Origin of the sequence: Silvimonas amylolytica (assembly GCF_014645555.1) — a bacterium.
In the GTDB taxonomy this organism is placed as follows: Bacteria; Pseudomonadota; Gammaproteobacteria; order Burkholderiales; family Chitinibacteraceae; genus Silvimonas; species Silvimonas amylolytica.
Genome location: NZ_BMLY01000003.1, coordinates 504,392 through 530,887, shown reverse-complemented (window position 1 = coordinate 530,887; position 26,496 = coordinate 504,392). Strand labels below are relative to the sequence as shown.

The 26,496-nt window shown below is 57.8% G+C and carries 31 protein-coding genes; 18 read left to right on the top strand and 13 right to left on the bottom strand.

What is annotated here, in order from left to right; all coding sequences use genetic code 11:
• The first annotated feature begins 26 nt into the window (after window positions 1-26).
• The 5 genes from IEX44_RS12215 (at window position 27) to IEX44_RS12195 (ending at window position 3,032) form a co-directional block, all read left to right on the top strand.
• Entirely contained in the window at window positions 27-470 is a 444-nt protein-coding gene (locus tag IEX44_RS12215) for a GNAT family N-acetyltransferase (RefSeq protein ID WP_188693890.1), read from the top strand.
• A gap of 15 nt (window positions 471-485) precedes the next feature.
• Window positions 486-890, top strand: coding sequence for a GFA family protein (locus IEX44_RS12210; RefSeq protein ID WP_188693887.1), 405 nt, complete (start codon window positions 486-488; stop codon window positions 888-890).
• Window positions 891-970: 80 nt separating this feature from the next.
• A complete protein-coding gene (gene tsaB, locus IEX44_RS12205) occupies window positions 971-1,663 on the top strand; it encodes a tRNA (adenosine(37)-N6)-threonylcarbamoyltransferase complex dimerization subunit type 1 TsaB (RefSeq protein ID WP_188693884.1) in 693 nt (230 codons plus the stop codon).
• Entirely contained in the window at window positions 1,660-2,109 is a 450-nt protein-coding gene (gene rimI, locus IEX44_RS12200; RefSeq protein WP_188693881.1) for a ribosomal protein S18-alanine N-acetyltransferase, read from the top strand. The genes tsaB and rimI overlap by 4 nt, the downstream gene beginning before the upstream one ends.
• Window positions 2,109-3,032, top strand: a complete 924-nt coding sequence (locus IEX44_RS12195; protein ID WP_188693878.1) for a uracil-DNA glycosylase — start codon at window positions 2,109-2,111, stop codon at window positions 3,030-3,032. Before rimI ends, IEX44_RS12195 begins: the two co-directional genes overlap by 1 nt.
• A 42-nt stretch (window positions 3,033-3,074) precedes the next feature.
• Here IEX44_RS12195 and IEX44_RS12190 read toward each other — a convergent pair whose 3' ends face one another.
• Window positions 3,075-3,680 (bottom strand): acyl carrier protein phosphodiesterase, encoded by a 606-nt coding sequence (locus IEX44_RS12190; protein WP_188693875.1) that lies wholly within the window; start codon window positions 3,678-3,680, stop codon window positions 3,075-3,077.
• A 107-nt stretch (window positions 3,681-3,787) separates the two neighbouring features.
• On the opposite strand from IEX44_RS12190, the gene IEX44_RS12185 reads away from it, so the two are divergent.
• The 5 genes from IEX44_RS12185 (at window position 3,788) to IEX44_RS12165 (ending at window position 8,838) form a co-directional block, all read left to right on the top strand.
• Window positions 3,788-4,525, top strand: a complete 738-nt coding sequence (locus tag IEX44_RS12185; protein ID WP_188693870.1) for a TIGR02117 family protein — start codon at window positions 3,788-3,790, stop codon at window positions 4,523-4,525.
• 130 nt (window positions 4,526-4,655) lie between these two features.
• Complete coding sequence (locus IEX44_RS12180; RefSeq protein ID WP_188693869.1) at window positions 4,656-5,729, top strand: MBL fold metallo-hydrolase; 1,074 nt, start codon at window positions 4,656-4,658, stop codon at window positions 5,727-5,729.
• 138 nt (window positions 5,730-5,867) lie between these two features.
• Window positions 5,868-6,596 carry a response regulator gene (locus IEX44_RS12175; RefSeq protein WP_188693866.1) on the top strand — a complete coding sequence of 243 codons (729 nt, stop codon included), beginning with the start codon at window positions 5,868-5,870 and terminating at the stop codon, window positions 6,594-6,596.
• Window positions 6,597-6,601: 5 nt separating this feature from the next.
• The gene (locus IEX44_RS12170; RefSeq protein ID WP_188693863.1) at window positions 6,602-8,023 is read left to right on the top strand and encodes a sensor histidine kinase; all 1,422 of its coding nucleotides are present in this window, start codon (window positions 6,602-6,604) and stop codon (window positions 8,021-8,023) included.
• Window positions 8,024-8,154: 131 nt separating this feature from the next.
• A complete protein-coding gene (locus IEX44_RS12165; protein ID WP_188693860.1) occupies window positions 8,155-8,838 on the top strand; it encodes a polysaccharide deacetylase family protein in 684 nt (227 codons plus the stop codon).
• 11 nt (window positions 8,839-8,849) lie between these two features.
• Here the strand turns inward: IEX44_RS12165 and tauD are convergent, their stop codons facing one another.
• The 8 genes from tauD to IEX44_RS12125 form a co-directional block, all read right to left on the bottom strand.
• Complete coding sequence (gene tauD, locus IEX44_RS12160; protein ID WP_188693857.1) at window positions 8,850-9,686, bottom strand: taurine dioxygenase; 837 nt, start codon at window positions 9,684-9,686, stop codon at window positions 8,850-8,852.
• 43 nt (window positions 9,687-9,729) lie between these two features.
• Window positions 9,730-10,575 (bottom strand): taurine ABC transporter permease TauC, encoded by an 846-nt coding sequence (gene tauC, locus IEX44_RS12155; protein ID WP_229679012.1) that lies wholly within the window; start codon window positions 10,573-10,575, stop codon window positions 9,730-9,732.
• Window positions 10,572-11,375 carry a taurine ABC transporter ATP-binding subunit gene (tauB, locus tag IEX44_RS12150; protein WP_188693854.1) on the bottom strand — a complete coding sequence of 268 codons (804 nt, stop codon included), beginning with the start codon at window positions 11,373-11,375 and terminating at the stop codon, window positions 10,572-10,574. Before tauB ends, tauC begins: the two co-directional genes overlap by 4 nt.
• 27 nt (window positions 11,376-11,402) lie before the next feature.
• Window positions 11,403-12,392: a taurine ABC transporter substrate-binding protein gene (tauA, locus tag IEX44_RS12145; RefSeq protein WP_188693851.1), complete on the bottom strand. Its 990-nt coding sequence runs from the start codon at window positions 12,390-12,392 to the stop codon at window positions 11,403-11,405.
• Between the two features lie 214 nt (window positions 12,393-12,606).
• A complete protein-coding gene (locus IEX44_RS12140) occupies window positions 12,607-13,278 on the bottom strand; it encodes a DUF799 domain-containing protein (RefSeq protein WP_188694035.1) in 672 nt (223 codons plus the stop codon).
• On the bottom strand, window positions 13,278-13,661 hold the full coding sequence (locus IEX44_RS12135) for a DUF4810 domain-containing protein (RefSeq protein WP_188693848.1): 384 nt from the start codon (window positions 13,659-13,661) through the stop codon (window positions 13,278-13,280). The genes IEX44_RS12140 and IEX44_RS12135 overlap by 1 nt, the downstream gene beginning before the upstream one ends.
• Window positions 13,662-13,682: 21 nt before the next feature.
• Window positions 13,683-14,354 carry a CsgG/HfaB family protein gene (locus IEX44_RS12130; RefSeq protein WP_188693845.1) on the bottom strand — a complete coding sequence of 224 codons (672 nt, stop codon included), beginning with the start codon at window positions 14,352-14,354 and terminating at the stop codon, window positions 13,683-13,685.
• A 333-nt stretch (window positions 14,355-14,687) separates the two neighbouring features.
• Window positions 14,688-15,995: an MFS transporter gene (locus IEX44_RS12125; RefSeq protein WP_188693843.1), complete on the bottom strand. Its 1,308-nt coding sequence runs from the start codon at window positions 15,993-15,995 to the stop codon at window positions 14,688-14,690.
• Window positions 15,996-16,278: 283 nt separating this feature from the next.
• Here IEX44_RS12125 and IEX44_RS12120 point away from each other — a divergent pair, with 283 nt between their 5' ends.
• From IEX44_RS12120 to IEX44_RS12110, 3 genes are all read left to right on the top strand, one after another.
• On the top strand, window positions 16,279-16,701 hold the full coding sequence (locus IEX44_RS12120; protein ID WP_188693840.1) for an organic hydroperoxide resistance protein: 423 nt from the start codon (window positions 16,279-16,281) through the stop codon (window positions 16,699-16,701).
• Window positions 16,702-16,778: 77 nt separating this feature from the next.
• On the top strand, window positions 16,779-17,228 hold the full coding sequence (locus tag IEX44_RS12115) for a MarR family winged helix-turn-helix transcriptional regulator (protein ID WP_188693837.1): 450 nt from the start codon (window positions 16,779-16,781) through the stop codon (window positions 17,226-17,228).
• A 7-nt stretch (window positions 17,229-17,235) separates the two neighbouring features.
• Window positions 17,236-17,496, top strand: a complete 261-nt coding sequence (locus IEX44_RS12110) for a hypothetical protein (protein WP_188693834.1) — start codon at window positions 17,236-17,238, stop codon at window positions 17,494-17,496.
• Between the two features lie 12 nt (window positions 17,497-17,508).
• Here IEX44_RS12110 and IEX44_RS12105 read toward each other — a convergent pair whose 3' ends face one another.
• Window positions 17,509-18,732 (bottom strand): MFS transporter, encoded by a 1,224-nt coding sequence (locus IEX44_RS12105; protein WP_188693831.1) that lies wholly within the window; start codon window positions 18,730-18,732, stop codon window positions 17,509-17,511.
• A 105-nt stretch (window positions 18,733-18,837) separates the two neighbouring features.
• Between IEX44_RS12105 and IEX44_RS12100 the strand changes: the two genes are divergently transcribed.
• The gene (locus IEX44_RS12100; RefSeq protein WP_188693828.1) at window positions 18,838-19,761 is read left to right on the top strand and encodes a LysR substrate-binding domain-containing protein; all 924 of its coding nucleotides are present in this window, start codon (window positions 18,838-18,840) and stop codon (window positions 19,759-19,761) included.
• Here the strand turns inward: IEX44_RS12100 and IEX44_RS12095 are convergent.
• Complete coding sequence (locus IEX44_RS12095) at window positions 19,742-20,680, bottom strand: LysR family transcriptional regulator (RefSeq protein WP_188693825.1); 939 nt, start codon at window positions 20,678-20,680, stop codon at window positions 19,742-19,744. The genes IEX44_RS12100 and IEX44_RS12095 overlap by 20 nt on opposite strands.
• Before the next feature lie 391 nt (window positions 20,681-21,071).
• Window positions 21,072-22,022: a LysR substrate-binding domain-containing protein gene (locus IEX44_RS12090; RefSeq protein ID WP_188693821.1), complete on the bottom strand. Its 951-nt coding sequence runs from the start codon at window positions 22,020-22,022 to the stop codon at window positions 21,072-21,074.
• Window positions 22,023-22,138: 116 nt separating this feature from the next.
• Between IEX44_RS12090 and IEX44_RS12085 the strand changes: the two genes are divergently transcribed.
• The 3 genes from IEX44_RS12085 (at window position 22,139) to IEX44_RS12075 (ending at window position 24,715) form a co-directional block, all read left to right on the top strand.
• On the top strand, window positions 22,139-22,462 hold the full coding sequence (locus tag IEX44_RS12085; RefSeq protein WP_188693818.1) for a DUF2917 domain-containing protein: 324 nt from the start codon (window positions 22,139-22,141) through the stop codon (window positions 22,460-22,462).
• Between the two features lie 21 nt (window positions 22,463-22,483).
• On the top strand, window positions 22,484-23,185 hold the full coding sequence (locus IEX44_RS12080; protein ID WP_188693816.1) for a glutathione S-transferase family protein: 702 nt from the start codon (window positions 22,484-22,486) through the stop codon (window positions 23,183-23,185).
• A gap of 327 nt (window positions 23,186-23,512) precedes the next feature.
• On the top strand, window positions 23,513-24,715 hold the full coding sequence (locus IEX44_RS12075; protein WP_188693813.1) for an acetylornithine transaminase: 1,203 nt from the start codon (window positions 23,513-23,515) through the stop codon (window positions 24,713-24,715).
• Between the two features lie 44 nt (window positions 24,716-24,759).
• Here the strand turns inward: IEX44_RS12075 and IEX44_RS12070 are convergent, their stop codons facing one another.
• On the bottom strand, window positions 24,760-25,779 hold the full coding sequence (locus IEX44_RS12070; protein WP_188693810.1) for an AI-2E family transporter: 1,020 nt from the start codon (window positions 25,777-25,779) through the stop codon (window positions 24,760-24,762).
• A 151-nt stretch (window positions 25,780-25,930) separates the two neighbouring features.
• On the opposite strand from IEX44_RS12070, the gene IEX44_RS12065 reads away from it, so the two are divergent.
• Window positions 25,931-26,491 carry a peroxiredoxin gene (locus IEX44_RS12065; protein WP_188693808.1) on the top strand — a complete coding sequence of 187 codons (561 nt, stop codon included), beginning with the start codon at window positions 25,931-25,933 and terminating at the stop codon, window positions 26,489-26,491.
• Window positions 26,492-26,496 lie beyond the last annotated feature (5 nt).

The window sequence follows — 26,496 nt, the reverse complement described above, 5'->3', positions numbered from 1 at the left end:
GCCCACCACAACAATAAATCGCCCTCATGCAAATTCGCCCGCTGACCGCTGCCGATCACGCCACCTGGCTTGCCTTGTGGAACGACTACTGCCAGTTTTATCACTCCAGGCTGGCTGATGACGTCAACGCCACGCTGTGGCAACGTTTGCTGGATGAACAATCCCCCATCAAGGGCCTGATCGCACTGGATGACACCGGCCAGCCACTGGGCTTTTGCCACACGGTGCGCCACCCGCATACGTGGAGCGCGCGCAATGTGTGTTATCTGGAAGACCTGTATGTCAGCCCCAACGCGCGGCGCATGGGTATTGCATCGCAATTGATTGAAGCACTTCGCGTACAAGGCCAGCACGAAAACTGGTACCGCATATACTGGATCACCGGAACCGGCAATGCCGCCGCACGGGCGGTATACGACAAGCTGGCCACGCGTTCTGATCATGTGCGCTATGAGATCGCGCTGGCTTGATACGGAGACAGCATCATGCAACTGAAGGGTCAATGCCTGTGCGGACTGGTCCATTACGAGGTAGAAGACGCGTTTGAGTACGCCGGCTACTGTCACTGCCAACGCTGTCGCCGCCGTACTGGCTCGGCGTTTAACACGTACGCCGGAATCAAACTGCAGAAAGTCCAGCTCACGCAAGGCGCGAGGCACGTCCGCTACCTGGATGAGAGCGAAGAAGGCTATGACGCGTATTGCGCCGAGTGCATGTCACCGCTCTTCTCCGCCGTGCGCGCCCGCGAGTACATCCACGTGCGCCTGGGCACCCTGGTCGATACGCCGACGCAACGGCCAGATCATCATATTTATGTCGCCTATAAGGCCCCGTGGCATGAGATCACCGACAATCTGCCCCAATTTGCAGAACTGCCGACCCACGATTAACCCAAGACTGAAACGGCCTGCGAGGGTGAGGGTGCGCGTGGTAAAATCACACCTTTGCCCGCCGGCCCGTGCCCAGATTCATGCCTCATTACCTTGCGCTTGATACCTCTACCGAATACCTCTCGCTGGCGCTTTCCGGCACCGCAGAGGGAGTCACCGTGCGCGACTGGCACGTCGGCCAGCGGCATGCTGAACTGACATTGCCATCCATTGAGCAACTGCTGGCAGAGACCGGCGTGGCACGCAAAGATATTGCGGGCATTGCCTTTGGCATGGGGCCTGGCTCGTTCACTGGTTTGCGTATTGGTTGCGGAATTGCACAAGGACTGGCGTTTGGTCTGGGTGTGCCGATTCTGGGGGTCTCTACCCTCCTGGCTCTGGCCGAACAATGCCCGGACGAGCTGGCCTACGTGTGCCTTGATGCGCGCATGAACCAGGTATACAGCGCGGCCTACCAGCGCGGTACAGACGGCCAATGGCAAGAGATCCTCTCCGCCAGTGTCTGTGATCCAGATGCCGTACCCATGCCAGAACAGGCCGGCTGGACCGCATTGGGTAGCGGTTTTACTGCCTATGCCGATGCGTTGAATACGCGTCTGGCTGGCAAGATTGCCCACCAGATCGCCGAGCGTTTTCCGCACGCGCGGGAAATCCTCAAACTGGCAATGCCTCAGTTTGATGCAGGCAAAGGCCTGCCCGCCGATCAGGCGGAACTCTTGTATCTGCGGGACAAAGTCGCCCTCAAGACGCACGAGCGGGCAGCCAAACCTTGAAGCTTCGTACACTGCATCACAGTGATCTGGACGCCGTACTGGCACTGGATAGCCAGACCAATCCGCACCCGTGGGCCCTGGGGCATTGGCATGACTCGCTGGAAAATCACACTTGCCTCGTGCTGGAGGAAGACGGTGAGGTCATCGCCTTTGCTGTAGCCAGCCTGGTGCTGGATGAAGCCGAATTGCTGCTGATTGCCGTTGCCCCGTGGCAACAAGGGCAAGGTCTGGGCCGCAAAATACTACAGGCCCTGATCGACAGCTTGCGCCAGCGCGGTGCGGAGCAGATGTTCCTGGAAGTGCGCCAGGGCAATGCCTCCGCGCGCGCTTTGTATGAAAAACTGGGCGGTCGCGTCTCTGGCCAGCGCAAGGGTTATTACCCGCTGCCAGGCGGCGCACGCGAGGATGCGGTACTCTACGCCTTTGCCTTGAATGGGGCCGCCTGATGGGCCGTCGCGAAAACCTGCTGCATGAAATGGGCTTCACCCCGCTGTGGGTGGACCGCACGCGGCTGGCTGCCTTGCAGGAACAGGCCGCGCTAGAGGCGCAGACGCCGGCTGAACGATCCGCACAAGTCGCTTCGACAACCCAGCCGCAGCAGATTGACCAAGTCCGCGAGCACATTGCGCCGCTGGCTGCTGTGGTGACGGAACACGCCCCGGCGAGTGCAGAAACACCTGCCGCACGTCCCGCGCCGTCGATTCCCATCGCCATTCCTGGCACCGCCCCTGCTGGCCGCGAACGCACGCCGGCACCAGTGGAAGCACCCGCTGAAGACGCCCGCAGCCTGGACATCGGTCAGATGGATTGGTCAGCGCTGCAACAGTCCGTGGCTGGCTGTACCGCCTGTGGCCTGTGCCAGGGTCGCACCAACACCGTGTATGGCGTGGGCAACCCGAACGCAGACATCATGGTCATCGGTGAAGCACCGGGCCAGCAGGAAGACCTGCAGGGCGAACCCTTTGTGGGGGCAGCGGGCCAGTTACTGGACAACATGCTCAAGGCCATTGGCGAAAAACGCGGCGAGCGCGTCTACATTGCCAACGTCCTCAAATGCCGCCCGCCCAACAACCGCAACCCGCAGCCGGATGAGGTGGCGCAATGCTCGCCCTATCTGCGTCGCCAGGTGGCGCTGGTCAAACCAAAAGTGATCTTTGCAGTGGGCCGCTTTGCCATCCAGACGCTTTTGCAAACCGATGCACCGGTCAGCGCCTTGCGCGGCAAGCTCCATCACTACCAGGGTGTGCCGGTGGTAGTCAGCTATCACCCGGCGTATCTGTTGCGCAATTTGCCGGATAAAGCCAAAGCCTGGCGTGATCTGCTGCTGCTGAAATCGGTGGAAAGCGAAGCCGGCGACAAACCGGGTTGAGATCCGGGCGCTCGCCGGTCGCCCTCCTCTCCACACTGACAATCAGCCTGCCGACTTCATCCCGTGCTGCTGTCGGAACGCCTCTGCATGCGCCCGCACTTGCGGCCAGAAGGCCAGAAAATCCCCTTCAAATTCGGCGTATTTCTCTAGTAGTTCATCACCGCCGCCACCCAACGCATTAGGTTGGCTGAGGCGGTGCGCCGCCATGCCGTTGATGGCACCCGCAATGGCCTCGGGTCGGCGGTAGGAGGTCAGCCAGTCGTTGCGCGTCATGTTGGGCAGGATCTGTGCCAGCCGTGCCGGCAGGAGATCGCCGTTTTGCGCAAACAACGCGTAGGTTTCACCGGCGAAATCAGGTAGCGCACCCCGGCCAAACTTCGCCCAGTGTGCAGCCAGAAAATGATCGTAGAACATGTCAACCATGATCCCCGAATACCGCCGCCGCGCGCCGCTCACTCTGGCCCGGCTGGCCAGAAACGCCGGGTGTGCATCGGTAAAGACGTCGATACTCCGATGCAGGATGACGCCCTCAGCCACTGCCGGCGGCAATACGCCGGGCATGGGGCCTTTGACAAAATCTCCCAACAAGGCACCGAGACGATAAGCCGGATCGGGGCCCGCCAGTAAAATATGGGCTAGATAATTCATAAAGTCGCACTTTTCATCTACAACTGCCAGATCAGGTCTAACCACAGGCATATCAAGCCGCTACGCCTGCACAACCCTTGTCCAACCCGCCGGTAGCAAAACCGACAATGAACCAGCATACCGCTCCTTTTACCGAAATACCCGCCAGCAACTGGCTGTTGCACCGTTTGCTGCGCGGCGTGATGCTGGCCGGCGTGGTGTTGATCGGGCCCGTTGTGATCTACCTGTTGATGGCACTGGTGTTGGGTCTCTTATCGGTGCACCGTGCTTACCAGCCGCATAAAGGGGACATCCTGATTTATCTGGAGACCAACGGCGTACATACGGACTTGTTGCTGCCGGCGCAGAATCGCCAGGTTGACTGGACGCGCCGGTTTGCCCCCACGCAGACCCGCAGCGGGCTAGCGCCGGTCGCCACGAGTGCCATCAGCATTGGCTGGGGCGACCGGGAGTTTTATCTCAATACCCCGAACTGGGCGGACCTCAATGCCACGACCGCTTTGTACGCGCTCAGCGGGCTGGATACCACGCTTTTACATGTTTCATGGGGCGCCATGCCCGCCAGCACCAGTCCGCAACGGGTTGCCCTGCGCCTGAGCCCGCAAAATTATCTACGCCTTGCCGCGTTTATCGAGCAAAGCATCCGGCGTAATGATCAGGGCAACGCCATCTGGTTACCGGGCAAGGGTTATGGCGGCGCTGACGCTTTTTATGAAGCCACAGGTCATTATTCGGTCATCCAGACCTGTAACGAATGGGTGCGGCAAGGGCTGGATGCCGCCGGCGTCCGGGTACCGTGGTGGTCACCTTTCGACAAAGCCCTGTTCTGGCAACTGCAACACTGAGTGATCAGGCCCACCCGCAACGTGATCTCCGCGAACTTTTTCGCTGGATCACGACCAGACATCATCAAATCAGACGCTGGTTCCTGATTTGCCAGAACAACGACACCACAAGGCCGCAGCGATGACATGGATGAGACGAACACTGGCGCTGGCGCTGACGGCGCTGACCGGCAACCCGCATCGTAATTTGCATTACGATCCGGCCAAATCACATCACACGCCCACCGGGTTCCGTAACCGCTACCCGCATGGCCGCCCTTCTGGCGAGGACTTGCGCCGCTGGCGGGCGGAGCGCAAGGCCAATAATCTGCCACCACCACCTGGTGCGGATTTGTCCGCAGTGGCGCCCAATCTGGATTTCATCCACCAGCGCCAGCAAGACCCCGCAGTGACCTGGATTGGCCATAACACGCTGCTACTGCAGGTGGCCGGGCTCAATATCCTCACGGACCCCGTCTTCAGCGAACGTTGTTCGCCGGTGCAGTTTGCCGGCCCCAGGCGCCACCAGCGTCCAGGCGTTGCGCTGGCCGAACTGCCACATATCGATATCGTGCTGATCTCGCATAACCATTACGATCACCTGGACCATGCCAGCGTATCCGGCCTTTATCGTCAGGCCGGTGGGCCACCCGTGTTTGCAGTGGCGCTGGGCATGGACATCTGGATGAAGCGCAAGTTTCCGCATCTGCCGGCCGATAAACTGATCACGCTGGACTGGTGGGAAAGCGCGCAAACCGGCGATGCCACGCTGACGTTTGTGCCGGTACAACACTGGAGTGCCCGTACGCCACTGGACCGCAACGCCACGCTCTGGGGTGCCTGGGTACTGGAAGTAAACCACTTCCGGTTCTTTTTCTCCGGCGATCTGGGTTATTCCAAAGACGTCGCCGATATCGCCGAGCGCTTTGATGGCTTTGATTTCGCCGCGATCGGCATTGGGGCGTACGAACCACGCTGGTTCATGCAGAACCAGCATGTGAATCCGGCTGAATCCGTGCAGATACACCGTGAATTACGATCACGGCAATCGATGGGCATACATTGGGGCACGTTTGAGCTGACGGATGAGGCACTAGACCAGCCACCGCAAGACCTGGATGCGGCCTGTGTTGAACAAGGGCTGGCACCGGGCGAGTTTTTTGTGCTGCGTCATGGGCAAACCCGTGTTCTGGCTCCGGGCGGTGGATTGGATTCAGCCATCTGATATGACAAATGAGTATTTTGTATCAGTCCTTGCAATCGGCCATAAAGTTTGTATCAGCGCGTCCTTTTTGTCTGGTTTGATACTTGAAGATACAAACCTGGCGTGTGCGCATTTGCAGCTTTGACATAATCGGTCGCCATGGACACTCAAACCCCTTCCCGCATCCTGGTGGTCGATGACGATCAGGAAATCCGTACCCTGCTGGCCGACTATCTGGACTCGCACGGCTTCAAAACCATCATGGCTGCTGATGGCGTTGCCATGCAGAAAGTCATGGAAACCAGCAAGGTAGATCTGGTCGTGCTCGACCTGACCTTGCCGGGTGAGGACGGCCTGACGTTATGCCGCAATCTGCGTGCCAATTCGGGCGTGCCCGTGATTATCCTGACCGCACGTGGTGATCCGGTTGATCGTATTCTGGGCCTTGAAATGGGCGCGGACGATTACCTGACCAAACCGTTCGAACCACGTGAACTGGTTGCGCGTGTGCGTACCGTGTTGCGCCGGACCTGGGCGCTCCCGCCCAATCTGGATGCGCCCGACGCGACCTCCATGAAATTTGCCGGCTGGACACTTGATCTGCGCGCACGCCACCTTGTCCGCACTGATGGCGTGCTGGTCATGTTGTCTGGCGGCGAGTTCCGTCTGTTGAAAATCCTGCTGGAACACCCGCAACGCGTCCTGAACCGCGATCAGATCCTGAATATGACGCAAGGGCGGGATGCAGATCCGTTCGAGCGTTCGATCGATCTGCAGATCAGTCGTCTGCGCCAGAAGCTGGGTGATGACGCCCGTGCGCCACAGTTGATCAAGACCGTGCGCAACGAAGGCTACGTGTTGTCGACCAGCGTGGCCGTTGAGCACTGACTAGCATGAGACTGCTGCAAGCCATTTTTGGCTCGATCACCAACCGCGTTTTCATGTTGCTGGCCACCGGCATTCTGGTCGCCATCTTTGTCACCGCGGCGCTGGCCATTCGCGAAGACCGCCAGACCATGCAATCCATGCGCAACGAGCACGAAGCCGAGCGTGTGGCGCAGTTTGTGCGGCTGATGGAGTCGGTACCTGACTCGGTGCGTCCGCAGATTGCGCAATCCGGTCCGCAAGTCGGTTTGCGCGCCTCGCTGACGCCCCCGCAGCCGTTGGTCAGCCATGAGGATAGCGATCTGATCTCCTTGCTGCGCTCACGCCTGCCCAAAGGGGTGTCTGTGCGCCAGGCGGGTGCCAGTGCTGACTGCGTACACCATGGCGAAGGCATGCCCTCAGGCGGCTTGTTTCCACGCGCACCAGGTCCTGGCATGTCTGCGGACCACGGTGGCTGTCACCTGCTGGATCTCACGCTTAGCGACGGTACACCGCTTCACCTTTCACTGGGTTGGTCTTTCGGCCCGCCGCCGCCACCACCAACAGGGCCGGGACATTTCAACTTCCCGTGGCATTGGCTCGTGTTTTTTGGCCTGATTGCGATTCTGGCCTACGTAGGGGCTCGCATGGCGGTCAAGCCCCTGCGCCGCCTGACCAACCTGACGCAAGAGCTGGGCCGCAATATTGACCGTCCGCCGCTGCCTGAAAAAGGTCCTGGTGAGATCCGGGATGCGATCGCCGCAGTGAATGGATTGCAAGCGCAAATCCGCAAACATATTGAACAGCGCATGTTCATGCTGTCGGCCATTGCACATGATTTGCAGACACCGCTGACCCGCATGCGACTGCGGCTGGAGAAAGTCTCTGACGACATCCTGCGTCGGCAATTGCTGGGCGATCTGGCGGCCATGCAGCAAATGGTGCGAGAAGGTCTGGAATTTGCACGCAGCATGAACTCGGTCGAACATTTCCAGAATGTGGATATCGATTCGCTGCTGGAAACCGTCTGTGTCGATGCCACGGATACCGGCCAGGATGTCAGTTATGACGGCCATACGGGCGTCACCATCCGTGCCAGTGTGAGCTCCATTCGGCGCTGTATCGGCAATTTGATCGAGAACGCGGTCAAGTATGGTGAGTCAGCGCGCGTTTACGCTAGCGTGACCGGCCGCCAACTGGAAATCCGGGTTGCTGATAAGGGGCCAGGTGTTCCGGCACAGTATCTGGAAAGCGTGTTTGACCCGTTCTTCCGCGTTGAAAACTCACGCTCTCGCGATACAGGCGGCGTGGGGTTGGGGCTGGCCATTGCGCGCAATATCGCACAAAAGCACGGCGGTCAGTTACGATTGGAAAACGGGTCTGTTGGCGCGGTAGCCATTCTGACTTTACCGGTGGAAAAAGGGCCGACCCGTTCAGCCCAGGCCCAGTAACGACACAATAACAAGCAGCGGCCCACGAGGGCGCTGCCAACGAAACCGCACGACACAAGGTGGATCCCTGCCGCGTACGGACACGCTCGTTTTCAATTTCCGTCTGAACCACTTTTCAGGGCTTCACATCGATGTACCAGCAAGAACTGGATCTTGCCCGCGCCCGCCGGCTTTCTGCTCAATACCCGGATCACTGTTTCTACCAGGGCAATGGCAGCCGGCTGGAAGTCGCCCTCACCTTCAGCGATGGCCCGGCCGCAACGACTGCACCCTTGCTGGATTTACTGCGTCTGCATCAGATTCCGGCCACGTTTTTCTGGCAAGGCAACCTGCTAGCCAGCAATCATCAGTTATTGCGACAAATTCTGGCCGATGGTCACACCGTGGGCAGTCACACCTGGGATCATGTACGCGCCAGCAGTTTGTCCGTCACGGATTTCTGGCAAGAACAAATACAGCGTACCGACCAGGAATTCCAGCGCCTTGCCCACCTGCGCCCACGCCTGTTCCGGCCGCCCTATGCTGAACTGACGGCAGAACAGTTGCGCATGCTGGTCCGTCACGATTTCCGGATCATGGGCTGGTCAATCGACCCGCGAAACTGGGAGAACCCGGACGCGCCAGGCCGTGTGGATCAAGTCATCGAAACCGTGCTTCGACAAGTCTACCCGCAGGCCATCATCATGCTGCATGAAGGCCCGGCCAATATGCATAATGTGGTTGAGATCGTAGAGCAGCTGGTACCAGCACTCAAATCACGCGGCTACCGTTTCGTGAATGCCGACCGTCTGGCCGGCGTTCGGCCCTACGCCTGAAACACATCCGTTCAGAAGGGTTGATCACCCAGGATGGTTGCACGGTGCATGATGCGCCGGGCTGGCAAATAGTCAGCCACCGCGTAGTGTTGGGTGATGCGGTTATCCCAAAACGCGACGTCCCCTTCTTGCCAGCGCCAGCGGATGGTGAACTCTGGCCGCGCGACATGCGCAAACAAGAACGCCAGCAAGGCATCACTTTCTCGCGGGTTGAGCTCGTTGATCCGGGTGGTAAACCCTTCATTCACAAACAGTGCCGGCTGCCCCGTCTGCGGGTGCGTGCGAATCACCGGGTGGCTGAGCGGTGGATGTTTGTCGCGGCTGGATTGCCAACGTGCCAGAGCCTCAGGCGTGGCGTCATGGCGGCTTTGCGGGAACGACTTCGCAAAATCGTGCGTGGCAGTCAACCCGGTCAACAGTTGTTGCAACACCGGCGAGAGCGCGGTGAAAGCCGCCGTTCCGCTGGCCCATAAGGTATCGCCGCCTGTAGCTGGCAGCTGTTTGGCAGCAAGGATGGCCCCTAACGGTGGCGTCTGTATAAACGTGACATCGGTATGCCAATTGTCATTATCCGGCAGGTTACCGTCATGGGTATCCAGCACCAGAATTTCTGGCGTCTCCGGCACATTCGGGTAAATGGGGTGAATGTGCAGATCGCCAAAATGCCGGGCAAAGTTGCGCTGCTGCACCGGGGTTAAGGGCTGATCACGAAAGAACAGAACTTGATGCTGCAATAACGCAGCCTGAATCGCCTCAAAGACGGGTTGATCCAGCGGCTCCGCCAGACTCACGCCTTCCACCACCGCTCCTAGCGCCGGGGACAAACGCGTCACCTTCAAATTGCTCATGGTTTTTTCCACATGTCCGATTTGGATTGAGAAGGGGTCTGGCTTAGTGCCGGGCGTTCATCCATGGCGTGAGCCGCCGTTGCATCGCCCGCAAACCCAGTTCCAGCGCAAAGGCAATCACAGCAATCACCACAATCCCCAACACGACCACATCGGTCACCAGAAACTGCGCGGCAGACTGCACCATGAAGCCAAGGCCGCGCGTGGCGGCAACCAGTTCTGCGGCCACCAGCGTGGACCAGCCGGTGCCAAGACCGATGCGCACACCAGTCAAGATGTCTGGCAAGGCACCGGGCAAAATCACGTAACGTACCAACTGCCAGCGATTGGCGCCCAGCGACTGCGCCGCGCGCACCCGCGCCGGGTCTGCCGAACGCACACCGGCGGCCGTAGCAATGGCGATCGGCGCAAAAATCGCCAGATAAATCAGCAGGACCTTGGAAAGCTCGCCGATACCAAACCAGATCACAATCAGCGGCAGATACGCCAGCGGCGGGACAGGTCGGTAAAACTCGATCAACGGGTCCAGCACGGCACTGATGCGGGGAGACAGGCCTATAGCAATGCCCACCGGAACCGCGAAGGCAATGGCCGCAAACAATGCCAGCACAATGCGAGTCAAGCTGGCCGCCAGATGCTGCCAGAGCGTGGCATCAGCAAAACCATGGCTTGTGACAATCCAGAACTGGTGCGCTACCGCGACTGGCGATGGCAAAAACAATGGCTGGATGACTCCGATCGTAGTAACGCTCCACCACAGGGCGAGCAGTACGGCCACCGTGGCCACGCTGATTTGCCACGCGGTCAACTGGCGTCTGGCTGGTGCAGCAGGATGGGGCAGATCAAATCCACGTTCGAGGAGTGGATCTTTGATTGTTTGTTCCATCATGCAAACTCCCTGCCCCGCTGGGCAAACACCTGGGCCAATACGTGTTCACGCGTGGCAATGAATGCCGGGTCTGATTTGATGGCTCTGGCTGACTCCCCTGCTATGTAACGACGGCTGAAATCCAGCGCAATACGCGACACAATCCGGCCCGGGCGCGGCGACATCAAAATCAGTTCACTGGCCAGAAAAACAGCTTCTTCGATGTCATGCGTAATCAGCAAAATACGCTTGCCCGTTTGCTGCCACAGTTTGAGCACCAGTTCCTGCATCTGCTCGCGGGTAAAGGCATCCAGCGCGGCAAACGGTTCGTCCATCAACAACAATTGCGGGTTGGCGGCAAGTGCACGTGCAAGACCAACGCGCTGGCGCATGCCACCCGACAATTGCCAGATGCGGTGACTGGCAAACCCATCCAGATCAACTTCTTTGAGCACTGCCAGCGCGCGCGCCTGCCGCTCTGCGGCGGGCACACCTTGCAACTTCAGCCCCAATGCCACGTTATCGATGACATTGAGCCAGGGCAGCAACGCGTTATCCTGAAACACCACGCCACGAGAGGCCGCCGGGCCATCCACTGGCTGGCCCTCAAACAGAACCCTTCCCTGGCTAGGTCGCAAGAACCCGGCAATCAGATTCAACAATGTGGTCTTGCCGCAACCGGACGGCCCGAGGGCCACCACGAGTTCCCCCGAATTGATCTGCAGCGAAACATCGCGCAGGGCGGCATCATGACCGGTATGACCTGGGTACTGGACGCTCACGCGTTCGACAATCAGGCTTGAAGCATCGGGGTGACTCATGGCGGGGCCTCCTGTTACGCAGTCAAACTATTTCGCGGCAGTCTGGGCATACTTGCCTTCAACAAACGGCGCGTAACTGGGTTGCACACTCTCAACTTTGCCCTGTTGCTTCAGGAAGCCCGAGGTCTCGGCAATGGCTTTGGCAATCTGCGGGCCCAGCAGCTTTGACTGCTCTGCCGCATCCGGATAACCGTTTCCCTCCAGCAAACCCGCGACTTCTTCCGGCTTGGCACCCGTCAAGCGCGATACTTTCTCAATATTGGATGCGTTAGCCAGCCAGGCTTTGGGATTGGTGTTGTAGTCGGCATAAGCCTTCAGCGTCGTGCGGGCAAATGCAGCGACAAAGTCCGGGTGTTTCTCGGCAAAGTCTTTGCGGACGATCCAGGCATCAAAGGTCGGCGCACCCCACTTGGCTACTTCAGTCGAACTCACCAATACCTTGCCTGACTCTTTGGCCTTGCCTAACGCCGGGTCCCAGACATAAGCGGCATCAATGTCGCCGCGCTGCCAGGCTGCGGTGATTTCGGTCGGGCGCAGGTTCAGAATCTGCACTTTGGTCGGGTCAATTTGCCAGTGCTTGAGCGCCGCCAACAGGCTGTAATGCGTGGTCGACACAAATGGCACAGCAATTTTTTTACCGATCAGGTCCTGCGGCTTGCTGATGTTGGAGCCATTGCGCACGACCAGCGCCTCGGCCGAACCAATCTGGATGGCGATCAGAAAGGTCTGCACCGGCAAGCCGCGGCTGGCCGCAGCAGCCAGCGGGCTGGAACCCACATACCCGACTTGCACATCCCCTGACGCTACGGCGGCAATCACCTCCGCGCCACTTTCAAACTTGCGCCAGTTGATCTTGCTGTTGGTGGCTTTTTCATACAGTCCGTCAGCCTGGGCCACTTTGGCGGGCTCAACGGTTGTCTGATAAGCCACGGTCACGTCTTCGGCCTGGGCTATGGCGGCAAAGCCAGCCAGCGCCAGGGTGGGAACCAGCCATTTCAGGGTGTGCAGCGTGCTCATTGATTTCTCCTTGTGTGTGTAGGTCTGCGACAACATGTGCAGAATCTAACAAAGGGCTTTATGCACAAGAAGGAATATGAAGCTATGTTTATATATTATTTTTAAATATAAAAACCAATCGTGATATGACATTTAGTTGCGGCAATAAAAAACGGCCTTCCCGTCGGGGAAAGCCGTTTCAGTTGATCCGGTGAGTTAACCGGTAGCGCGAGGCTTAGTTGGTTGCCGTCTTGCCATACTTGGGCGAGCGTGGACCATACAGCAAACCGTTAGGTTGGCCTGCCGACAGCAAACGCCAGCTGGTAATGCCCGCAATGGCGTGGCTCTTGTCACTCAGGTTGTTGATGAGCTGGTTGACCACCGCAGTCACCAGCATGCCGATCAAACCACCACCCGAGCTGTTCTGGTTTTCTGCACTCGATGCAAATGCATGGCCAGTCCAGAGCTCTTTGCCGGTACGCAGGTCGATCAGTCTGGCATTGGCTTCCACGTTCACCACGCTATCGACCACGCGGTAACTGGCGCCGTATTGCGATACGGTAATGTAAAGGCCCGCATCCGCACCGAAGATGCTGCGCAACTTGTCGACCGGCACCGCCTGGATTTCATCTGCGGTGGTCAGACCGTTCTGTTTGAAGGTCTCATCAGCAACGGCGACCGGCACCACGTAATAGCCGGACTCCGCCAGCGGCATGGTCACGAGCGACAGCAAGCTATACGAAGCCGTGATGTCTGGCGACTTGTTGACCGGTGGCAAAACCAGAATCGAAGCCGGATGGCTTTCTCGATAAGCCGTGTAATCCATGGCCGGGCCACGGTTGGCACAACCAGTTGCCAGAATGGCCAATGCGGCAACTGCCAGAATCAGGCGCAATTGTTTGAACATCATTTCTTGGCTACCTGTTGCTGTTGTTTAAAATTGCGCAACAGGAAATCCATGTACGCAGCAGATTCCGGATAAAGCTGTTTCTCGGTGGCAAACTCACGAACCACTTCGTCACTCTTGCCCTGATGGGCGTACAACAAACCCAGTTGCGCATGCAGTCCCGGCGGGCAGGCCTTACCCTTGCCTTGCATCTGCTGCAGATCAGCCTGCAGCAGATCAATTTGCTTTTGCTCGTCCAGATTTTCACCCTTGAACCAGGTGTACAGCGAGTCTTGATAATGGCCCCAGCCGTAAATTTGTTGTGGCTGATTGGCACAACCGGTCAATGCGGCGGCAAGCACAAGGCCAGCCCACCCCATCCGGGTACGGGAAACAAAATTCATGTTGATCTCTACAAAGAAGGTTTAGTGCGCAGCCGGTTGCCAGGCACCACTGTTGATGCCGCTCACAAGGTTGTCGACGGCCTGGCGGATAGCCAGATCCAGCACCTTGCCGTTCAGTGTCGAGTCATAACTGGCCGTCCCGCCAAAACCCAGCACTTCACGGTTATCCAGCGCGTACTCACCAGCGCCCTGCGCGGAATACACCACTTCAGATGTGCGGGTATTTACGATGTTGAGCGCAACTTTGGCGTACGCCACTTGTGACTTGCCCCGGCCAAGCAGACCGAAGAGCTGCATGTCACCGGTTTCTTTGCGACCAAACTCGGTCACATCACCCGTGACGACGTAATCGGCACCCTTCAGATCTTGCGCCTTGCCCTGAATGCTGGCTTCTTGCTTGATCTCGGCCATGTTGTCGCGATCAAGCACGTTGAAGCGGCCAGTCTGCTGCAGGTGGGTGATCAGGATGGTCTTGGCCTGGCTGCCCAGACGATCAACGTTGTCAGAGAAAATACCGCGCATGTAGCTGGAGCGGTTATCAAACTTGCCCACTGCGATGGGCGAACGCGCACCATGCCAGGCCACGCTGGCAGCGGCGGTTTGCGGCACCGCGATGGAGCGGGAAGATTCAGTCGCGCAGCCTGCCAGCAGGGCAGTAGCGATCAATGCGGGGATAACAATCTTGTGGTTCATAGTGCAGGGCCCAAAACAGAAACAGACAAAACCTGCTCACGCATCCATCAACAAGAGCAATACAGAATGCGCAGAGCCTGAAAAATCAGGTAAGCATGTGTGGAGCGCGAGTATGACAGTATTTCCTAATGTATCAAGTTCAAAATATTAGAGAACACTGTTTTTAGTCAGATAATTTGCATATGCGCCACAAATTTATGCGAATCACATGTTTTTGATTTGTAAGAATTTGCGGTAAGCAAATATCAGGCAGCGACCAGGATAGCAAAACAAAAGCCCGCACTGACGAAGCAGCGCGGGCTTTGGGTTAGTCGTTGTTGCAGCGAGATCAGCTCATGCCCGAGCCAGTTGAACAGCACGTTCAACTTTCTCGAATAACCCCATTCTGTTCAGGATCAGCGTAGCAATCAGGCCGCTGGCGGCGGCAAAAGTCAGCCATACACCAGGCATCGCCTTGTTGCCCGTGGCTTGAATCAGCCACGTCGATACCGCTGGCGTGAAACCGCCAAAGATCGCCGTGGCCAGGCTGTACGCCATGGAGAACCCGGTCGTGCGGACATGCACCGGCATGATCTCGATCAGCGATACCACCATCGCACCGTTGTAGCTGGCGTAAATGAATGACAACCACAGTTCTACCAGCAACAGATGGCCAAACGACGGTGCCGTCACCAGCCAGGCCAACGCCGGGTAGGCGGTCAAAAGGCTAAGCGTGGTGAATGTCAGCAACAACACGCGACGGCCAATACGATCAGATAGCGCACCCATCACCGGCAGCCAGAACAAATTAGAGACCCCCACGCACACGGTCACGATAAGCGCATCGGTATCAGACAGATGCAGTTCGTGTTTGCCAAAGGTCGGGGTGTACGCGGTGATCATGTAGAACGACACCGTTGTCATCACCACGAGCAATGTTCCCAGAATGACAATGCCCCAATTCTTGATGATGGAGTCCAGAATTTCTTTGGGTGAAGGACGATGTTTGCGCTTCTGGAATTCTTCCGTCTCTTGCAAAGAACGACGGATGATGAACAGGAACGGCACAATCAGGCAGCCGACAATGAACGGCACGCGCCAGCCCCATTCGTCCATTTGCCCGTGCGAGAGATTGGACGCCAGCAATACACCCAGTACCGCGGCGAAGACCACGGCCACTTGCTGACTGGCCGATTGCCAGCTCACGTAAAAACCCTTGTTGCCCGGGCTGGCGATTTCGGCCAGATAAACCGAGACCCCACCCAGTTCTACCCCGGCGGAGAAGCCCTGCAACAGGCGCCCAGCCACCACCAGTAAAGGTGCGGCCAGACCAATCGTGCTGTACCCCGGCACACAGGCAATCAGCAGCGTGCCACAGGCCATGAGTGCGAGCGTCACGATCAGCCCGGCGCGACGGCCATGCCTGTCGATATATGAGCCGAGCACGATGGCACCCAGCGGTCGCATCAGGAAGCCGGCACCAAACGTAACCAACGCCAGCATCAAAGAGAGAAACTCATTCCCACTCGGGAAAAACGTTTTGGCGATGGCGCTGGCGTAATAGCCGTACACCATGAAGTCGTACATCTCAAGGAAATTGCCGCTGACCACGCGAAACACGGCACTTGCCGGCGATTGAGCCGGTCGGGTATCAGAAGTCATTGCTACTGACCTTATACGTTGATGGTCTGACTGATTATCCAGTGCTTGTAGTCGTCACGCCGTAACTACTTTCTCCAATCCAGATTTGATAAAACACTGTCAACCATATCGTAGTTGTTTGTTTATTCTGTATTTTTTAAAAACCAACCCGGCCTCATCCCGGTGTCATCCCGACCGTTTGTCCATCTTTTTCATTTATACGTTGCACGTTTATATTGTGCGCAATATTATTTTGAGCAAGAACACTGCAACAGCAAATCAACGAAAACCAAGGAGCATCATCATGACCATTCTGTATCGCACCAAAGCAACCACCCACGGCGGCCGCAACGGCCATGTTGCAACTTCTGATGGCGTATTCACCGCTGATCTGGCTTTGCCACGTGAATTGGGCGGCAGTGGCAAAACCGGCACCAACCCCGAGCAACTGTTTGCATCCGGTTATGCCGCATGTTTTGAAAGCGCCATCCTGTATGTTGCGGGTCAGGCCAAGGTCAAGCTGGGCGAAACGCAAGTCGAAGCAGAAGTGGGCATTGGCCCGCGTGAAGACGGTGGTTTCAAGCTGGAAGTGGCACTCACCGCCACCATCAAGGGCGTGGACCAGGCCACGGCCGAAGAGATCGTCGCCAAAGCCCACCAGGTGTGCCCGTACTCCCACGCGACGCGCGGTAATATCAAGGTTGACGTCACCGCGGTCGCTGCCTGACCGCCGACTGCCGCCTGACGATGGCATGGGTTGCGGCTCATGCTATCGTTACGGCGCTTGTACCTTTACGGACCACCATGTCAGACCTGCTTAAACTTGATCACCAACTGTGTTTTCCGCTTTACGCTGCCAGCAACCTGATGACCCGGTTGTACCGGCCGCTGCTGGAAGACATGGATCTGACTTACCCGCAATATCTGGTGATGCTGGCCTTGTGGGAAACCACGCCACGCAGCGTGGGGGATCTGGGCAAGCAATTATTTCTGGATACCGGGACCCTCACGCCGCTACTCAAGCGCCTGCAAACGCGCGGGCTGATCAGCCGCCAGCGCGATCCGGGCGACGAGCGTCGCGTGGTGATTGATCTGACGGATGAAGGTCGTTCGCTGAAGGAAAAGGCCGAGCAAGTGCCGCGTGGCCTGCTGTGCGCCCTGCCCCTGCCGCTGGAAGACGTCGTCGACATTCGCGATCGTCTCTCCCACTTTTTGCATTTACTGAGCAGCGCTGACCCGCGCAATCAAGGTTAGACCCGCAATGACCCCCGCCGGATTTCCATTGCCTGCGCACGACGTGGCAGGCCTCCCGCTGGACCGGGGTACGCTAGTGCGTATTGTTTCGGTTCATTCGTTCATCAGCAGGTTGTCGCAAGAAGAAGCACGACGCCTGCAAAGCCTGGTCGGACAGCTTAGAAACATTGTCGCCTTCGACAAGTTTGGTTTTGCCTGGCTGTCATTTGACCCGCACCAGCCCCAATCTGACTTTTGCGTCTTTCCACAAGAACTGGCACTGCCCTGACCTGGCAAGGGCTCAACCGTAAATATGCAGTGAAATGACCTTGGGCTTGGGCGCGAAGTACCAGATTGCAGAGAGGATTTGCAATGCCAGCAAGATACCCCAGGCGGTCAGGTGCGCCACGGCCGGGTAATGACCGTTGATCACGGGCCAGAAATCCAGCACGGCACCCACCGCCACTTGCCCCAGAAAGATCAACACAAAAATCACAAGTGTCAGACTGGTATTCACCCGGCCAATCAAGTTAAGCGGGAAATGCTCAACCAGCACGGCATAACTCAGGATACCGCAGCCGCCAAACAGCCCGTAACCGGTCCACAAGACCCAGGCCGGCACTGGAATTTGCAGCATGATCAAGGCCTGGATCAAGACAAACACCAGCATGCCAAGGCCACTGAAAGTGCGTACGCTGACGCCGCGATGCTCCAGTGACCGAGCCAGAAAACCAAAGCCGACACTCCCGATCACCATGGCGATACCCAGTATCGAAATCACGCGGCCCGCATCTTGCGCAGACAAACCATTGACGTCACGCAGCCACGGCGCCACCCACAAGGATTGCATGGTGTAAAACACCGCCTGGGTGATGGAGGAAAACGCCGCAATGCGCCAGAACACGCTACTGCGCAACACTTGCCAGGTGCCCGCCAGTTGCGTGCGGAACTCGGTACGAGTGGAGACTTCCTTGCTGGATGGCACGGCAAACCAGATCGCCAGCGCAACCACTGCTGAAAACGCGGACAAACCAAAACACACACTGCGCCAGTCTGTTTTGCTCAATACCCATAGCAGGGGCGAACCCATGGCTACGCCACCCAGGCCACCCACGGCCATGGTCAAGCCGTTAACCAGCGGCAAGCGTTTGACCTCATACCATTGCGCCAACGCTTTGAAGGCCGCGCCAAGGCAAGCCGACAAGCCCACGCCAATCAGCAGACGCCCCACCATCAAACCTGTTTTGTCGTGTGACAAACCAAAAATGGCCGACCCGGTGGCCGCCACCAAAATCAAGATGGCCGTGACCCGGCGTGAACCAAAGCGGTCGAGCAAAATACCCACTGGCAGTTGTGCGCTGGCGAAGCCCAGAAAATACAAACTCGTCAGCAAACCCAGGTCGGCGCCAGACAGGCCCATTTCATGCGTCAGGTAGGGCGCAAAACCAAGATTCACGCCACGATAGACGTAAGACACAAAATAACCGAGGGCAAACAGCACAAATACGCGCAGAGCGGCAGACATGAAACAGATCCAGCAAACATTCATCAATGGATCGTATTGTCCCGTTTATCCGCCCGCAACGCGAACGAAAGCTTTCAACGCGCATTGTGAGTAAAATTTGCTGACATGAAACCCCGTATCCCGGCCCTCCCCGCCCTGCGCGCTCTGGAAACCGCCGCCCGATTGCACAGTTTTACCCGTGCCGCGCAAGAACTGAACGTGACGCATAGCGCAGTCAGCCATCACCTGCGCGCGCTGGAAGAAGAACTAGGCACGGTGCTGTTTAATCGATCGGGCCCGCGGATGATCCCGACCCCCGCTTGTGAGCGCCTGGCGGCGGCTGTACGTAAATCACTGGAAGACCTCGCGGAAGCGCTGGATCAGGCTCGGGCTCAAGGCGCCGGTGTGACCTACCTGCAGGTGAGTGTCATGGCCGATTTTGCCAGCGCCTGGTTGATACGTCGGTTAGCTGCATTTGCTGAGCAACATCCGGATATCGAATTGATGTTGCGGATTCACTACCAGCTGGAGCCGCCCGATCCGGACAGCGTGGATATCGGCATCTGGCATCGGCGTATTAACCGGAAGGGTTACCTGTGTCGCAAATTGCTGGATGACCGGGTGATTGCTGTGGCCAGCCCTGCACTCCTGGCCCGCTATCCCGGTTATACGCTAGCTGATGTTCCGCGCATGCCCATGTTGCGCTGGACCATGCGTTCATGGCGCGACTGGCTGACGGCGGCAGGTCTGCCGCCTGATGAACCCGAACGCGGACCGGTATTTGATGACCCCGGGATCATGCTGCAGGCCGCGGTGGCTGGCCAGGGATTAGCCACCGCCCGTTGGCGGATGGCACGGCACGACCTGGAGAATGGCAATCTGGTGCAGATTGGGGATATCTCTATCCCCGCCAGCATGGAATATTTTGTGGCCTGGCGTGAAAACCATGTGCGCGAAGCCGCCATCACCCGCTTTTACCACTGGCTGAATACCCAGCTGGAAAACGATGCGCCCGCGCCTGGCGCCCCACTTAACCCGGCAACGAATTGATGGTGACCCACGGCGCCGGCTTGGAGAACGGCGTATCGGTCAGCAGCGCTTCGACGGCATCCAGAAAATGCCGACTCTTGGCGGGCATCAGGCTGCGCGCCGGCAGCAAGGCATAAATACGCAGCGGGTTCGGTTCATAACCGGGCAGCAAGGGCACCAGCCGGCCTGCATCACATTCATCTTCGCAAAAACTGCGCGCGAGCACCGTTGCGCCAAGGCCTGATACCGCCGCACGCACACGCAACCAGGCATTGGCTGTGCGCAAGCGTGGGTGTAATGGCACGACCGTGGCGTCCTCCGCACTGGAAAACGTCCACTCATTTTCATAGGGCGCGGCAATCAGCGGCCAGTGCGCCAGATCAGCCGGCGTGCGTGGCAAGCCAAGCCGCGCCACCAGTTCAGGTGAAGCAAACAGGCTGCGGGAGGTATCAAACACGCGGCGCGCCACCTGGCGGGAATCGGGCAGCGGCAACGCAGTAACAACAAAGGCAATGTCGTAGCCATCGGCCAGCGGATCAACAATGCCGGAGACAACGTCTACCTCAATCGACAATTTGGGATGGCGCAGCATCATTTCAGTGATGACGTCACCCAGTTGCATGCTGCCAAATTCGTACGTGGCGGCGATACGTAACACGCCACTCAGCGATGCGTCACCGGCATCAACGTGATCAGCAATATCTTCCAGCCGCTCGAACAACGGGCCGATTTCCTGCATCAAGCGCTCACCGTCTTCGGTCAGGCGCATGCGGCGCGTACTGCGCTCCAGCAAACGTACACCCAGGCGTTGTTCCAGTCTGGCCACCGCCATGCTGACCGTTGACTTGGGCACATCCATGCGTTCAGCCGCCCGGGTAAACCCGCCAAGCCTGGCTACGCTCACAAAGCAATGCCAGTCATTCCAGTCATTTGTTCTCATGGTTGGACAATATATCCATTATTGGGTGGTTTATCCAGGACTAGGATGGGCCTTATTATTTGCCATAACAAACAATCCAGCCCTCAAGTACAACTGTAACGAACAATAACCGCTGGTATTCATGAGTTGATTACCCCGATGAACAACGTCGCTCACGTTGAGTGCAAACAGCAAATCAACCCACTGTTCCATCATCGGGACAACACGCTGGCATATCAAGAGTGCACCAGCGCAAAAAGATCAACGCGGATCGCCCAATCTGGTGCGGGTGGCCGCTCCCGCAATGCAAGGGGATACACGAAGCTTCAGCAAGCAAGGCCGATATCAAGAACAGCAAGCGCCTGAATAACAGCAGTACCCTGCGTTTCCAGCGCCCGCAATACCGCCTGACCTAAGCGTCTTCCCCCGGTGTTGCGGGACTTTTTTTGTCCTCCAGCAGGCCGCGTACCGCACCTGACCGATCCGCAACGTACTGCTCTACCTGATTAATCAGCCAGGCAGAAAAATCCTTTAACTTGCGCGTGCCATCGGTACGCCCTGGCCAGGCCAGCCAATAACCACGATTGGGGTACGGCACCACGATATCAGTCAGTTGCACCAGTTCGCCCCGCTGCAACATCCCCGCCACCAGAGACAAACGCGTCAGCGCGATGCCCTGCCCCAGCTTGATGGCCTCGATCAACAGGTTCGAGTCATTGCAATGCAGGCCATCAGGCTCGGCTGCGTTGATCCCCGCAGCCTGAAACCAGGGCCGCCAGTTTTCAACCGAGCGCAAGATATGACTGGACTGAACGGCCTGCGGTGTTTGAGGTAAAACCCCGCCATTGAATTGGGGTGCGGCCACCGCTACCAGATGATCCATAAACAGAAATTCCTGTTTAAGATCAGGCCATTGCCCATTACCCATGCGGATGGCCAGATCCACAAGACCACCACGCAGGTCATCAACCGCCAGATTGGCCCGCAAACGCACCCGGTATTCCGGAAACTGCGTCTGGAAATCTGGCAGCCGCGGCAATAACCAGTGCGATGCAAATGCCGGGATCACCGCAATCACCAGTTCATTGGGGCGGGGGCCGGCCAGCACCCATTGCGTGGCTTCATCAATCTCCGCCAACGCATTGCGAATCTGCATTGCATAGACGCGACCTTCGTCATTGAGTGTCAGCCGCTTGCCCTGACGATGAAACAGCGCCACCCCCAGGAAGTCTTCCAGTGCGCGCAACTGATGGCTGACCGCACCGTGCGTCACACACAATTCATCTGCCGCCTGGACGACAGACCCCAAGCGGGACACAGCTTCAAAGGCCCGCAACGCGGGCAACGGTGGTGATTGGGGCATGCAGGATCACATGTTAGTTTTGTTCACATAAACATCGAAAATATATCGGTTTTTATGACGATGTGCTGAAGATATAGTGATCTCACGACACCAACAGCGACCAGAAAGGCCAGACCATGTACAGCGATACCAGACTGATCCTGCAACACGGCGCACTGATGCAACTCACCCTGCGCAAGGGCTACCGCATGACCTGTGATGAGGGTGAGGCCTGGATTACTGTAAGTGGTATTTCACGCGACTTTGTACTGGCTAGCCATGAAACACTGGATTTACCACCTGGCCGCGCCTTAATTGAGGGCTACGGCACGCTACGGGTCATTCGCACCCGGCCACTGCCATTACACCTGACCTTGTGGAGCATCATGCAGTTATCGCGTCTGGCCCGACACTTGCGGCGGCGCGCGATTTGTTCAGCTACACCAGCCACACCGTATTAACCCGACAAGGATGCTTTCCGGATGCTCACGCTTTACATCGGCAACAAAAATTATTCTTCATGGTCGCTGCGCCCCTGGCTATTGCTCACGCATCTTGGCGTCGACTTTCTGGAAGTCCCCGTCCAGGTCCGTGGCCTCGGGCCAAACGATGCGCATCGGCCATATTCAGATAACGGCCTTGTACCCGCCCTGCACGATGATGACATCCATGTGTACGAAAGCCTGGCTATCTGCGAATACGTCGCAGAGCTTTACCCGCATGCATGGCCAGCCGACAAGCACGCCCGCGCTGTAGCGCGCAGCGTGGCCAGCGAAATGCACGCCGGCTTTGGCGCCCTGCGTAATGCAATGCCTTTGAACGTGCAGGCACGTGCCAAAGGGCGCCCTCTGCCGGCGCCAGTCCAGGCCGACGTCATCCGTATCTGCCAGATCTGGGAAGACTGCCAAACCCGTTTTGGTCACGGTAAAGGACCCTATCTGTTTGGTGATTTCAGCGTCGCCGATGCAATGTTCGCCCCTGTGGTATGGCGCTTCTTTTGCTACAACGTGGCATTACCGCCAGCCGCAGCAGCTTACCGCGACTTGATGCTGGACCACCCTGGCATGCAGGCGTGGGAACGGGCAGCGCTGGCAGAAACCATTCATGTCACCTCAAGCGACGCCGCCCTGGCGCAATGGGGCGGTCCGCGTGAAGGCAATTACCTGACGCTTGAGAGCCTGTGAGCATTTTCAGTAAACACCGGCTAAATCCACGGAATCACGATGCATCTGCGCATATGAAAGGATCGAAAAAATTTTCAGTTACCCCGTTGACATGAACTGCCGTTGCCCGGCACGATAAAAAACATGACTACATTCATCGCCCTGAATCGACGCAACAACGCGGCCGCCCGAGCCTCCTCGGCCGGCCGTGGCGCGTTGCCATGGGCGAGTCGGATAGCCAGAGCGGATTAGCACCGCCAGCGCCATCACCGACAAGACCAGATCAACGGGCCGCGAGCAAATCACTCGCGGCCCGTTTCTTTTTGTACTTTGCCCACGGAGAAGACAATGACCAGCCTGTACCGCAACACGTCGTACCTGATGTCGATTACCGAACGCCCGCCCGTGATGTTTGTGCGTGGTGCCGGGTCCTACCTGTACGACGAAGCGGGTCTGGCCTATCTGGACTGGATGCAAGGCTGGGCGGTTAATTGTCTGGGACACGCGCCTGACATTGTGGTGGCGGCGCTAGCGCGGCAAGCCAGCACGCTGATCACCGCCAGCCCGGCGTTTCATAACTTGCCGGCAATTGAACTGGCCACGCTCCTGACGCGGCACAGCGCGCTGGATCAGGTGTTCTTGTGCAACACCGGGGCAGAAGCCAATGAAGGCGCGATCAAGCTGGCGCGCAAGTGGGGGCAATTACACAAGAATGGCGCGTTTGAAGTCATCAGTTTCGACAAGGCATTTCATGGCCGCACCATTGCAATGATGTCGGCGTCTGGCAAACCCGGTTGGGATACCTATTTCCCGCCACAGGTGCCGGGTTTTCCAAAGGCCCAGCTCAATGATCTGGATAGCGTCAAGGCGCTGATCGGCCCGCAAACCGTAGCCATCATGCTCGAACCCATTCAGGGCGAAGGCGGCGTGAACCCGGCATCGCTGGCGTTTATGCGTGGCCTGCGGGCACTGTGTGATGAACACAAACTCTTGCTGATTCTGGATGAAATCCAGACCGGTTGCGGCCGTACCGGTACCCTCTTCGCCTACGAACAGTATGGGATCGAACCGGACATCATGACGCTGGGCAAAGGTCTGGGGGGCGGCGTCCCGATCGCTGCGCTACTGGCCAAACAACATTGCAGCGTGTTCCAGCCTGGTGATCAAGGTGGCACATTTGCCGGAAACCCGCTGACTGCGGCGGTCGGTACGGCTGTATTGAACGCCCTGCTGGCACCTGGTTTTCTGGAAAACGTCGAATTGCGGGGCCAGCAACTGCATGATGGACTCAGCCAGATCAGCCATGATCTGGCCCTGGGTGAAGTACGCGGCGCAGGTTTGTTACTGGCGCTGGAACTGGGTGCGCACATCGGGCCGCAAGTGGTTGATGCTGCCCGGCGCAACGGCTTGTTACTGAACGCGCCCCGCCCACACAGCCTGCGGTTCATGCCTGCGCTGAACAGCACCGAACGGGAAATCCGCGATGGCCTGAGGCTATTGCGGCAGACACTGGAACACGTGCTTTGCGGCCAGGCTACCGCGCAGGTTTAAATACGTATTGGTACAAGCCGGCAGCGATGGCAAAACGGCCGGACTTACACCAGATCGCGCAGCGCCAGTTCACTTTTGAGGTAAGCGTAAAAGACTGGCGCTGCGGCCAGCCCGGCAATGCCGAACATGGTTTCCAGCATCAGCATGGCCAGCAGCAACTCCCACGCGCTAGCATGGATACGACTACCCACGATGCGCGCGTTCAGGAAGTATTCCAGCTTGTGAATGACAATCAGGAACACGAGCGACGCCACTGCAATAGGTAGCGAATGCGACAAGCTAACCACAAAGATCACGGTATTGGAGATCAAATTGCCGATCACCGGCAACAACCCCACAATGAAGGCGACCAGCACCATGGTTTTGGTCAGGGGCAAATGCACACCGCACAGTGGCAACACCACCATCAAATACAGCGCAGTAAAAAAGGTGTTAAGCGCGGAGATCCGGATTTGCGCCACCACCACCTGGCGGAATGACCGCGTGAACATGCGCGTCCGGCAACGCAAGGCAGCGGCCAGCGGCTTGCAGCTTTCTTCCGGCATGATGTCGTGGATGGCGACCAGTGCGCCAATGACCAGACCAATCAACGCATGAACAAAAACTTTGCCCGCTTGCGCACCAAACAGCCGCATTTCAGTCGAATGGGTACGCAGCCATTCCACTGTCATCTGCCGCGCTTCTTCCGCGTTATTGGGTAAGTAAGACGCCAGGCTATCGGGCAAGGTGTCTGAGGCGTCATCCAGAATCTGCGCCATTTTCTGAAACAGCGCCGACAAGCCCGTTTCGCTGCGGACAAAGGCTGATGCGGCCAGGGACAACCCCACCATCGCCGCGACGATGATGGCCGCCAGCAGCAAAGCGGCCAGCAAGCGCCCGCGAGAGCCGTTGGCCAGGCGGGATACGACGGGCGCAAAGGCATGAATCAGGATGAAGGTAATCATGCCGGCAAACAAAGCCGGGATGAGGTTGAGCGCTAGCGAAGCGAAGAGAAATGCAGCAGCAATCAACAAGGAAGCAATATCAATCTTGCTGCCGTACGGCACTTTTACGGGCTCGGACATGGATGCGATGACTCGGTTTTATGGTCGATGCAGCAAAACAGGCGGCGTGCCGCAGGGTTCATCACTGTAACCTGATGTAGCTTTAATATGGAGCAAACGGTGCACGGATCAATAGGTGATCCACGCCGCATTGTGCAACACAGGAGCTTGCATGAAACAACTTAAACAACACCTGGCACTGATCACTGCGGCCATACTGCTGCCCACTCTGAGCTTTGCCGCCCTGCCCAATGGCACAACCGCGCCGGACTTTACCACGCAGGCCTCGCTGGGCGGCAAGGTGTACAACTACAACCTGGCTGACGCACTCAAGAAAGGCCCGGTCGTGCTTTACTTCTACCCGGCCGCCTTCACAACGGGCTGCACAATCGAAGCCCATGACTTTGCCGATGCGGTAGATCAATACAAATCGTTGGGTGCCACCGTCATTGGCGTATCGGCTGACAAGATTGAAACGCTGAACAAGTTCTCTGTCTCCGAATGCCGCAGCAAGTTTCCGGTAGCCAGTGATGCCGACCAGAAAATCATGAAGTCTTACGACGCGGTACTGGCGCTCAAAACCAGCTATGCCGACCGGGTCTCTTACGTGATCACGCCAGATGGCAAGATCATCTACTCCTATCAAGCGATGAACCCGGACAAACACGTCGCCAACACCATCAAGGCGCTGCAGGACTGGAAAGCCGGCAAACCGGTGAATGTGGAAAACTGAGCCGC